Below are 12,031 nucleotides of genomic sequence, written 5' to 3' on the forward strand. Positions count from 1 at the left end.
ATCAATTATTTATCAAATAAGAAAAGAAGATGACGGTTATTCATTGCAGTCATTCTTTCTTCTTTACACGAAAACCTCGAAATCGAATAAACTCTATTCAAGTTTTTAATAAATAACGAAGGGGTTTATTATAAATGGTATCCAAGTTTATTATAAACTCTTTTTTGACGCTTTTAATACCTGAAATAGAATTATTGCAACAAAAATGGGCAAGAACCTTCACAGTTTCTTGCCCATTCGTTATCCTATGTTATGCATTTCGCACATCCACCTATTGAACTTATGTCACAATATTTATATCTTTCATCATTCGTTTTCTATTTTTAATTTCCCCAAATATACGAAATAAAAATAAGAAAGTCAATAGGGAAAGCGTGGTTATCTGAAAATAAACACGTAAATTTGTGCCTCGAATTAGAAATAACAGTATAAATCACTATAAATAAAAACTTTATCACTATGGAGTACAATTTCAGAGAAATTGAAAAGAAGTGGCAGAAAAGGTGGGTGGAAGAGAAAACCTACCAAGTTACGGAAGAGGATTCGAAGCAAAAATTTTATGTACTAAACATGTTCCCTTATCCATCAGGAGCCGGCCTACACGTAGGACACCCGCTGGGATATATTGCTTCCGATATTTATGCCCGTTACAAACGACTGCAAGGCTTCAATGTACTCAATCCGATGGGATATGACGCATACGGTCTGCCTGCAGAACAGTATGCCATCCAAACCGGACAGCATCCTGCAATCACTACCGTCAAAAATATCGACCGTTACCGCGAGCAGTTGGATAAGATAGGGTTCTCTTTCGACTGGAACCGTGAAATCCGTACTTGCGACCCGGAATATTATCACTGGACACAATGGGCCTTCCAAAAAATGTTCAATAGCTACTATTGCAACGATGAACAGGAAGCCCGTCCTATCGAAGAATTGGAAAAGGCTTTTGCAATCTACGGAAACGAAGGATTAAACGCTGCTTGCAGTGAAGAAATCAGCTTTACTGCCGAAGAGTGGAATGCCAAAAGCGAAAAAGAACAGCAGGAAATCCTGATGAACTATCGTATCGCTTATCTGGGTGAAACCATGGTAAACTGGTGTGCTGAATTAGGAACTGTATTGGCGAACGACGAAGTAGTGGACGGAGTGAGCGAACGTGGTGGTTACCCCGTTATACAAAAGAAAATGCGTCAATGGTGTCTGCGTGTATCTGCTTACGCACAACGCCTGCTCGACGGATTAGATACAATCGACTGGACAGATTCTCTGAAAGAAACTCAAAGAAACTGGATTGGACGCTCGGAAGGTGCTGAAGTGCAATTCAAAGTAAAAGACAGTGATCTCGAATTCACCATTTTCACCACTCGCGCAGATACCATGTTCGGTGTCACCTTCATGGTATTGGCTCCGGAAAGCGAACTGGTAGCACAATTAACGACTCCTGAACAAAAAGCAGAAGTAGATGCTTACCTCGACCGTACCAAAAAACGTACGGAACGCGAACGTATCGCCGACCGCAGTGTTACCGGTGTATTCAGCGGCTCATATGCCATCAACCCGTTCACAGGTGAAGCAGTGCCCGTCTGGATCAGCGATTACGTATTGGCCGGATACGGAACAGGTGCTATTATGGCTGTACCTGCTCATGATAGCCGCGACTATGCATTCGCCAAACATTTCGGGCTGGAAATCCGTCCGTTGGTAGAAGGTTGTGATGTAAGCGAAGAAAGTTTCGATGCCAAAGAAGGGATCGTTTGCAACTCTCCGCGTCCTGATGTCACTCCTTATTGCGATCTTTCGCTGAACGGACTGACGATCAAAGAAGCAATAGAAACAACCAAGAAATATGTAAAAGAACATAATCTGGGCCGTGTGAAAGTGAACTACCGTCTGCGCGACGCTATCTTCTCCCGCCAGCGTTACTGGGGCGAACCGTTCCCTGTTTACTACAAAGACGGAATGCCTTACATGATCGACGAAAGCTGTCTGCCACTGGAACTTCCGGAAGTAGCTAAATTCCTGCCTACCGAAACAGGTGAACCTCCATTGGGACACGCTACCAAATGGGCTTGGGACACAGTAAACAAATGTGTAGTAGAAAATGAGAAGATTGACAATGTAACCGTCTTCCCGCTGGAACTGAACACCATGCCGGGATTCGCCGGTTCTTCGGCATATTATCTCCGTTACATGGACCCACGTAATCATAAAGCATTGGTTGATCCGAAAATCGATCAGTACTGGAAGAATGTAGACCTTTATGTAGGTGGTACCGAACATGCTACCGGACACTTGATCTACTCTCGTTTCTGGAATAAATTCCTGCACGATGTAGGTGTATCTATCATGGAAGAACCATTCCAGAAGTTAGTAAACCAGGGAATGATTCAAGGTCGCAGTAACTTTGTATATCGTATCAAAGACACCAATACTTTCGTTTCGCTGAACCTGAAAGATCAGTACGAAGTTACTCCTATTCACGTAGACGTAAATATCGTATCTAATGATATTTTGGATCTGGAAGCATTCAAGGCATGGCGTCCTGAATACAAAACGGCCGAGTTTATCCTCGAAGACGGAAAATACGTTTGCGGATGGGCAGTTGAAAAGATGAGTAAATCCATGTTCAATGTTGTCAATCCGGATATGATTGTTGAAAAATACGGTGCAGATACACTTCGTATGTACGAAATGTTCCTCGGCCCGGTAGAACAATCCAAACCGTGGGATACCAACGGAATTGACGGTGTACACCGTTTTATCCGCAAATTCTGGTCGCTGTTCTACAGCCGTACAGACGAATATCTGGTAACGGACGAACCTGCAACGAAAGAAGAATTGAAGAGCCTTCATAAATTGATTAAGAAGGTGACAGGTGATATTGAACAGTTCTCTTACAATACATCTATCAGCGCATTCATGATTTGTGTAAACGAACTCTTCAACCTGAAATGCAGCAAAAAAGAGATTCTGGAACAGCTCATTATCACTCTTGCACCTTTCGCTCCGCATGTTAGCGAAGAGTTGTGGGATGTACTGGGACACGAAACTTCCGTATGTGACGCCCAATGGCCTGCATACAACGAAGAATATCTGAAAGAAGATACCATCAACTATACCATCTCTTTCAACGGAAAGGCACGTTTCAATATGGAATTTGCAGCAGATGAAGCTTCGGACGCTATCCAGGCGGCAGTATTAGCCGATGAACGTTCACAGAAGTGGATGGATGGCAAGACTCCGAAGAAAGTCATAGTCGTTCCGAAAAAGATTGTAAACGTTGTTGTTTAAAAACAAATTAGGCACGGATACACGGTTCTGATTGACTCTAAATTCTAAACCGTGTTATCCGCGTAATCCGTGCCTAACATAATTATAAATCCTATGCATAAACTAACAAAAGCGGAAGTAATGAGAGAAGTGAAAGATTATATCTACATCACTCTCGGATTGATAAGCTATTCTTTGGGATGGGCTGCATTCCTGTTACCTTATCAGATAACTACCGGAGGAACTACCGGTATCGGGGCTATTATATATTATGCAACAGGATTTCCAATCCAATGGTCATACTTCATCATAAATGCAGTGCTGATGACATTTGCCATCCGGATATTGGGCCCGCGATTCAGCATAAAGACTACCTATGCTATTTTTGTGTTGACCTTTTTGCTTTGGCTTTTTCAGTTAATAGTAAATAACTACGTTGTAGCTCCGGATATGACGCCTGACGGCAAACCGTTGCTGCTCGGTGCAGGACAAGACTTCATGGCTTGTATTATCGGTGCGGCCATGTGTGGTGTAGGTTTGGGCATCACTTTCAACTACAACGGAAGTACGGGTGGAACAGATATTATCGCTGCTGTTGTTAATAAATACAGAGATGTATCACTCGGACGAATGATTATGATCTGTGATGTATTCATTATCGGTTCCTGTTATTTTATATTCCATGATTGGCGCCGGGTTATCTTCGGCTTCGTCACCCTGTTCATTATCGGTGTCGTACTCGACTGGATTATCAACAGTGCCCGTCAATCGGTTCAATTTTTCATCTTCTCCAAGAAATATGACGAAATAGCCGACCATATTATTAGAGATACCAACCGCGGAGTAACCATACTCGACGGTACGGGATGGTACAGTAAAAACAACGTGAAGGTGCTGGTAGTGCTTGCCAAAAAGCGTCAGTCACTCGAAATCTTCCGTTTGGTAAAACGTATTGATCCGAACGCATTCATTTCGCAAAGCTCCGTAATCGGTGTGTATGGTGAAGGATTTGATAAACTCAAAGTAAAATAACCGGTTGATAAGTATTGAACAACTCTGTTAAAACAAAAAATAAAATGATGAAACGCAAACTTGTATTTGCTACCAATAATGCTCATAAACTGGAAGAAGTTGCTGCTATACTGGGAGACAAAGTAGAATTGCTAAGTCTCAATGATATCGGTTGCCAGACCGACATTCCCGAAACAGCCGATACACTGGAGGGCAATGCCCTGTTGAAATCTTCTTTTATCTATAACAATTATCACCTGGATTGTTTTGCCGACGACACCGGCCTGGAAGTAGAAGCGCTGAACGGAGCTCCCGGTGTCTATTCCGCCCGCTATGCAGGAGGAGAAGGACACGACGCACAAGCCAATATGCTCAAACTGCTTCACGAGCTGGAAGGAAAAGAGAATCGCAGAGCACAATTCCGCACTGCCATTTCTCTCATTCTGGATGGAAAGGAGTATCTCTTCGAAGGAGTGATAAAAGGCGAAATAATCAAAGAAAAACGGGGTGATTCCGGATTCGGTTACGATCCTGTATTCAGACCGAATGGTTATGATAAAACTTTCGCAGAACTGGGAAACGATATTAAAAATAAAATCAGTCACCGGGCATTAGCTGTAGAGAAACTTTGCGAGTTTCTGCAACGCTGATTATTCTGACTATCGTTTCGTCCAATTTATTACTCTGACATCATTGAATCCATCAACAGTCGATTCGAGTTTTGTGTATTTCTTAACTATATGATACAGAGTTTCATAAAAGAAATATTGATTACTTCCAAAGAAAATTATTACTTTGCAGAAAAATAAAACGCAATGAAGAAAGTTACATTATTTACTCTACTGACGTTACTATTATGTACTTCATGTGTAACGAAAAAGAAGTTTATGCTCGCAGAAATGGCAGCTACCACAAGCAAAGATAGTTTACAAAGACTATTGACCGACTGCCGTAACACAGGCGACCAGATGTCAGCACAAATCAAGAGCCTGTTGCGTGATACAACTCAAATGGGAAACAGTATCCGTCAGTATCAAAGTATGTTGAATGTGAACATGACTGAACAGGAAAAACTGAACGCCCTGTTAAGCCAGAAGAAAAATGAGCTTAGCGAAAGAGAACGCACTATCAACGAGCTGCAGGATATGATTAATGCTCAAAATGATAAAGTGCAGAAACTATTGAGCAGCGTGAAAGATGCATTGCTGGGCTTTAGCACCGACGAACTGACCATTCGTGAGAAAGATGGGAAAGTGTATGTAGCCATGTCGGATAAATTACTGTTCGAATCAGGAAGTGCCCGCCTGGATAAGCGCGGTGAAGAAGCTCTTGGCAAACTAGCCGAAGTGTTGAACAAGCAGACAGACATTGATGTATTTATCGAGGGACATACCGACAACAAACCGATCAACACGGTGCAGTTTAAAGACAACTGGGATTTGAGTGTGATTCGTGCTACTTCTGTTGTTCGTATCCTGATTAAGAACTATCATGTGAATCCTCTGCAGATACAACCCAGCGGCCGTGGTGAATATATGCCTGTTGCCGATAATGAAACAGCAGAAGGCAGAAGCAAAAACCGCCGTACGGAGATTATCATGGCTCCGAAGCTGGATAAGTTATTTCAGATGTTGCAGACTTCGGAAGAGGCTAAATAAATGAATCTTATTAGATATAAAAATCGAGCATTTCAGAATTAACATGAGATGCTCGATTTTTATTATACCCATATTGATACAATTAACAATTCTCTATATAGTTATTAACCGAATACTTTCAATCCAATTACTAGAACTGTTTTAAAACAAATTACAATCCTAATTTAGCCGAAATCTCCAGCATCCGTTGAATCGGCTTCACAGCCTTCTTCGCCACTTCCGGATCTACTATGATTTCGGGTGACTCATTCTTCAGACACTCATACAGCTTCTCCAGCGTATTCAATCGCATGAAGCTACACTCGTTACATCCACACGTACTATCGTTCGGCGGAGCAGGAATAAACGTAGTCTGCGGACACTTCTTCTGCATCTCATGCAAGATACCCGATTCGGTAGCCACAATATATGTATTTTCAGGATGATTCACGGCGTACTTCAATAAAGCGGCCGTAGAACCTACTACATCAGCCAGTTTCAAGACCGTACTCTTACATTCGGGATGTGCCAACACCAATGCTTCGGGATGCTGTGCTTTCAGTTCCACAATCTTTTCAACCGAGAACTGTTCGTGCACATGACAGGCTCCGTCCCAAAGCAACATATTCCGGTTCGTAACCGAGTTAATATAATTCCCTAGATTCCGATCCGGGCCAAAGATTATTTTCTCATCTTTGGGGAAGCTTTCCACAATCTGCTTTGCATTAGTGGAAGTCACCACTACATCTGTTACCGCTTTCACGGCAGCCGTCGTATTGACGTACGAAATAACCGTGTATCCGGGGTGCTCTTTGACAAACTGCGCAAATTTATCTGCCGGACAACTGTCCGCCAACGAACAACCTGCATTCATGTCAGGCACCAGCACTTTCTTGTTCGGACAAAGCACTTTCGCCGTTTCACCCATAAAGTGAACACCGCACATCACAATAATGTCCGCTTCCGTCTTGGCCGCCCATTGAGCCAATGCCAAACTGTCGCCGACGTAATCAGCGATGTCCTGTATCTCACCCTTCTGGTAGTAATGCCCCAGAATGATTGCATTCTTTTCTTTCTTCAGCTCGTTAATAGTCTTTATGAGTTCATTCATAATAATATTCTTATTTCTTTCCTTTTAAAAAAAATCCTTTGTTAGTAATGATAGCCTGTTAATAGTGTTAGCAAATAAATCCGTTTTTTCTTGCCGGATAAGTTATTAGTCCATGCTTCTGCTTTATGAGTCCGTTATGAACGGGAAAAAAGAAGAAGATATCCTATCTATTCACTTCATTATCAATGAGAGTACCGGCAATAGACAGTTTGCTATTAACTCCCTGTTGATAAAGTGCAAAGTTAAAAACTTTATGGATATAAACAGATAGATAAGTGCTGAAAAATATGTTTATGTCTGCATGGAAAGTTTTGATTTTATTTTTTGGAATGTTCATAACGAGTACCTCATATATCTTCTTTTGAATAATGCAAGAATTATTTTTCAAAATCTTTGCCGATAGTTTTGACAGGTTTTAAACCGTTATCAACACCTCTGTTAACAGAAAAGAATTACCTTTGTAGCAAGAACGTAATAAAAGAAAAGACGTATGCGTAAACTGAAAATAACAGAGCTGAACCGTATTAGTGCCGAAGAGTTCAAACAGGTTGAAAAACTGCCTCTGGTAGTAGTGCTGGACGATATTCGTAGTTTGCACAATATAGGTTCTGTGTTCCGCACTTCGGATGCTTTCCGCATTGAGTGCATCTATCTCTGTGGTATAACAGCCACTCCTCCACATCCTGAAATGCATAAGACAGCTTTAGGAGCAGAGTTCACTGTTGACTGGAAGTATGTTAATAACGCTGTTGAAGCTGTTGATAACCTCCGAAAAGAGGGATATATCGTTTATTCCGTAGAGCAGGCAGAAGGAAGTATCATGTTGGATGAACTTCAGTTAGATAAAACCAAGAAGTATGCTATCGTGATGGGAAATGAGGTTAAGGGAGTGCAGCAGGAGGTTATTAACCATTCAGATGGCTGTATAGAGATTCCTCAATATGGTACGAAGCACTCGTTGAATGTTTCTGTAACTACCGGTATTGTAATTTGGGATTTGTTCAAAAAGCTACGTTAATGGCTTAAAACTTCATTTGTTAATAAGTAGTTTATAACTGGTTTATATCATAGTTAATATACTAATAATCAATAGGTCTTTGATTGTTCATAAGTATAGAATCCAAGTGATGTGATTATACTCTTTGCAGGATATATAGATGCTGTTTACAGGGGATATATATCCTGCGTATTGGACATATATGCGCTGCACGTTGGACATATAGTTCCTGCGAGTAGCATCTATAGCTCTTGCATATTGCTTATATACGTTTTGTAAAAGCAAGATAAATATTGGTAAGTCCAGAATAAGAAAGGTTATAACCAGACTCTATTAACCATAGTTAATAGAGTCGGTTGATAAGTATCGAATGTGTAATTCAGATCTGTTAGTTTGTCTTTACCTGCAAATTATATCAAGTCGTTTCATTTTACAGGTGCTATTTTTATAAAAAGTACTCCGTGTGAAGGTACATCAGATTGATATTTATTGATGTAAATGCCTTTGTCTTTTTGTTCCCAAAGATTACGTATTTTCTGTTTACCTTGAATATTCAGTTGATCCCAGGAAATAGATATGTTCTGTTTATTATCGGATAGATTGAATAATCCGACTGCTATGGAACCATCTTTTAGCGGTTTACTCCATATTTCAATTTCTTTATTATTATCAGCATATACTCTGCTACCTTGTATACCGGCAATATCCTGGTTGATGGCTATTGCTTCTCTGTTACTTAATAGATTCATTGTAAAATCATCCATCTGTTCCAGATCGCATCCTATCAGTAAAGGCGCTGCCAGAATACTCCATAAAGTGATATGCGTATATTGTTCATCAGGAGATAAATGTGTAGGATGTATATTTTTTCCCCAGCCAACCTTTCCTACAATGAGCATATCCGGGTCATTCCAACTGCCTGGTTTGGCAAATGGTTGCCACTTATCCTGAAGGAAACCTATGGTAGTCATACTACACCAGGAATCATAAATATCTCCTGTTGTCCGCCAGGCATTTGTTAAATTGCTCCAGTCTTCTGCCAGTTCAAATGGGGCAGCATTGGAGATGCTATACAGAATATCTCTTCCCGATTGACGTAAAAGATATGATAGTTCTGCTGTATGGGCTATATCATTAGTTACCCAATCATACTTAATATAATCGAATCCCCATTCTGCCCACTGCTTTACATCTTGTTTGGCAAATGAAAATTCTCCATATCTGCGGCTTGAATTGATAACTTTACCATCACGTGTATCAGCACTGCTGCCAATGTACCCTGCAAAAGTTTGTACCCACGGAGAAGAATATATTCCTATTTTGAGTCCTTTACTATGCACATAATCAACAAGGTCTTTCATATCCGGAAATTTATCGTTCGGCATTATTGCATTGTATTTTCCTCCACGTGCACCTTGCCATCCATCATCAATATTTATATAAGCATATCCATAATTGACGAGTCCTAATTCTACCATCCGGTCGGCCATTCTTCTTATTTTCTTGTCATCAATGTCTGCTCCGAAAACATTCCAGCTATTCCAGCCCATAGGAGGAGTCAGACTTATCTTTTCACCAATTTCAAGAGTCAAGTCTTTACTAGTTTCTCCATATTGATTTTTAGCGGAGATATGAACAGTATAGGTTCCCGGATTTATTGCTTTTCCTGTAATAATGCCAGTATTGCTGTCGATGGATAATCCTTCGGGTAAATTGGTTGCAGTTATTTTCAGTGGCCTTTCTCCTGAAATAGGTACTGTAAACAGAAATGGATTTCCCGGGCGGGCACCATATATATAAGGAGCATTAATCATAGGTTGTTTTGCAACAGCAGGGGTGAGGATGTATTCCTGTTCACGTTCTTTTTTTACCGAAACAGGATCGACACCTTTAACTTCAAATCTGGCATTTACCCAGTTGGTACGATCTCCGGCTATTCCATCTCCTGCATGATCGACATGTAGGATTAGAGATTTTATACCCTTAGTAGAAATATCTATTTGTTTTGCTTTTTCTCCTGCATGCATGATTCCACTTCGCCAGATGATTTTACCATCTCCTAAAATTATAAATTCAGCACTGGCTTGTTTTAATTCGTGTTCGGGTGCCGAGTCATCTATTCCTGCAGATGCCTTGAAGGAGATTGTTTTGCCGTCAAGTTTTATGCGGAATACGCTTGCGGCATGTGTACCTACACCCCGGTCAAATTTTTCTCCGGCAATAGAAAGTGGTGTTTTCCACATTGATTGATTGGCTATTGCTTTACCTGCAGATTGATCGACGTTAGAGAGATCTAATTCATCTAACCATACTATACGGGGAGCAGTTGTAAAGCTCGAAAGTAGTATGATTAATAATGTAGAGAAGTATTTTTTCATTGTATTTGAAATTAGTACAAAATAAATTCTTTCCTGCAAAAGTATTGGATATGCTTGGTGAAGTTAAATAAAAAAGAGAATAAAATGAGAACAAAATCCAGACAAAACGCAAATAAACCACTTTATGCTTGACAATTACTAGATTTTATTTGTATTTTCACAGCGGATTTTTATTTCTAAATAATTAGTTCGTGTTTAATTTTAATATAAATGATGGACGAATATAAGGATAAAAGGTACATAAAGGAAATAATAAAAGAATATAATATTTTATTAGAGTCGTGGGGTTCTTCGGAGTCCTGGGACTTAAATCAATTTAAAACACTGGAAAATATGATCTTCGAAACAACGAAGATCGATGTAAATGCTAATACACTTAAACGATTTTTTCAGCAGAAGACAGGCAATCCACAGTTGGCGACAAAAGATGCTTTATGTCGTTTCTTAGGTTATTCGGGGTATACCGACTTTGTAATGAAGAAAACGAAGAAAGAAGAGGCTATCAGTATCCAGACGGAAGACGTTGTTGAAGAAACAAAGGAGCATACAGATGACACAGAAAAAAATGTAAATAGTTCCCAGCTGGATAACACGTCGAATAAAGTGACAAAAGATCCGGAAGAGGTATCGAATCGTATCTATAAGAAAAATAAATGGTATGTAAATTTTACTGCTATACTATTATTGGCAATAGTCGGATATATGTTGTATACATATAAATTAAAGGATATGTATGTGGAATATCTGATTTCAAAAATAGAATTTACCACTTCACAAGTAAAAGGAATATGCCCGCTTACAGTCACATTCTCCTATCATATACCAGCTTCATTATTTGAAGATATCACTGTTGTATATGAAGAAGCTAATGGGGATGTATCCGAAAGAAAACTAAATGAAAATATAGATAAGATAAATGCCACCTATATATATGAAGGTGAAGCATTCTGTCATCTGAAGTATAAAGATAGAATTATAAAGACCATTCCGGTGGAGTGCCGCAAGACGGGGTGGTCGGTTTTCGTCCGTGAGGAAAGAAAGAAAATATTTCGAGTTTTTCCGATGGAGCAGGCTTACAATGATTCGGGATATGTAAGTTTACCAATAGAAAATGTCCCACAAGAAGCGCATACTAACCACATGTTTGTCAGTTATGTGTTTTATAAAGAAAAGTTGATAGACGGAGATAATTTCATATACGAGGCACGCGTTCGCAATTCAAAACAGGAGAATGCTGTTCCTTGCTCGGATATTATCATGTATATACATTCGGATACAGCTATGCATGGCTTTGCTATGAATGAAAACGGATATGCTTATATAAAATTCATCAGTGGAGAAAATACAATTAAGGGAGATGAGTACAACTTAAGCCGGTTTAATTTTAACTCTTCCGAATGGCATGTCATGACTATTAAAGTAGTGAATAAGAAAACTACCTTCTACGTAGATGGAGAAGAAGTGTTAGGTATGGATTATAATGAACCTTTGGGATATGCCAATGAACTTACGTTAAGATTTAAGGGATGCGGAGCTGTAGATTATGTGAAAGTCTACAATCTTGATGGTAAGGTTGTATATGAAGAAAACTTCGATTCAGATAAAAGAAAATAGTACTCTCTTT

8 protein-coding genes are annotated in these 12,031 nt (G+C 39.8%); 6 read left to right on the forward strand and 2 right to left on the reverse strand.

Annotation, left to right across the window (positions count from 1 at the left end; translation table 11 throughout):
* Positions 1–459: 459 nt before the first annotated feature.
* The 4 genes from leuS (at position 460) to AAHJ11_RS08540 (ending at position 5,942) form a co-directional block, all read left to right on the forward strand.
* Entirely contained in the window at positions 460–3,294 is a 2,835-nt protein-coding gene (gene leuS / locus AAHJ11_RS08525) for a leucine--tRNA ligase (protein ID WP_148367685.1), read from the forward strand.
* 93 nt (positions 3,295–3,387) lie between these two features.
* Positions 3,388–4,305, forward strand: coding sequence for a YitT family protein (locus tag AAHJ11_RS08530; RefSeq protein WP_148367686.1), 918 nt, complete (start codon positions 3,388–3,390; stop codon positions 4,303–4,305).
* A gap of 47 nt (positions 4,306–4,352) precedes the next feature.
* Complete coding sequence (locus tag AAHJ11_RS08535; RefSeq protein WP_320974737.1) at positions 4,353–4,934, forward strand: non-canonical purine NTP diphosphatase; 582 nt, start codon at positions 4,353–4,355, stop codon at positions 4,932–4,934.
* 165 nt (positions 4,935–5,099) lie between these two features.
* Complete coding sequence (locus AAHJ11_RS08540) at positions 5,100–5,942, forward strand: flagellar motor protein MotB (protein WP_217723008.1); 843 nt, start codon at positions 5,100–5,102, stop codon at positions 5,940–5,942.
* 151 nt (positions 5,943–6,093) lie between these two features.
* Here AAHJ11_RS08540 and nadA read toward each other — a convergent pair whose 3' ends face one another.
* On the reverse strand, positions 6,094–7,032 hold the full coding sequence (gene nadA, locus AAHJ11_RS08545; RefSeq protein ID WP_320974712.1) for a quinolinate synthase NadA: 939 nt from the start codon (positions 7,030–7,032) through the stop codon (positions 6,094–6,096).
* A 490-nt stretch (positions 7,033–7,522) separates the two neighbouring features.
* Here nadA and AAHJ11_RS08550 point away from each other — a divergent pair, with 490 nt between their 5' ends.
* Positions 7,523–8,050: an RNA methyltransferase gene (locus AAHJ11_RS08550; RefSeq protein ID WP_148367689.1), complete on the forward strand. Its 528-nt coding sequence runs from the start codon at positions 7,523–7,525 to the stop codon at positions 8,048–8,050.
* 404 nt (positions 8,051–8,454) lie between these two features.
* Here AAHJ11_RS08550 and AAHJ11_RS08555 read toward each other — a convergent pair whose 3' ends face one another.
* Positions 8,455–10,407 (reverse strand): NPCBM/NEW2 domain-containing protein, encoded by a 1,953-nt coding sequence (locus AAHJ11_RS08555; RefSeq protein ID WP_320974711.1) that lies wholly within the window; start codon positions 10,405–10,407, stop codon positions 8,455–8,457.
* A gap of 333 nt (positions 10,408–10,740) precedes the next feature.
* On the opposite strand from AAHJ11_RS08555, the gene AAHJ11_RS08560 reads away from it, so the two are divergent.
* On the forward strand, positions 10,741–12,021 hold the full coding sequence (locus AAHJ11_RS08560) for a hypothetical protein (RefSeq protein ID WP_234131782.1): 1,281 nt from the start codon (positions 10,741–10,743) through the stop codon (positions 12,019–12,021).
* Positions 12,022–12,031 lie beyond the last annotated feature (10 nt).

Origin of the sequence: Bacteroides sp. 90-K9/2 (assembly GCF_047310725.1) — a bacterium.
Lineage (GTDB): Bacteria > Bacteroidota > Bacteroidia > Bacteroidales > Bacteroidaceae > Bacteroides > Bacteroides vicugnae.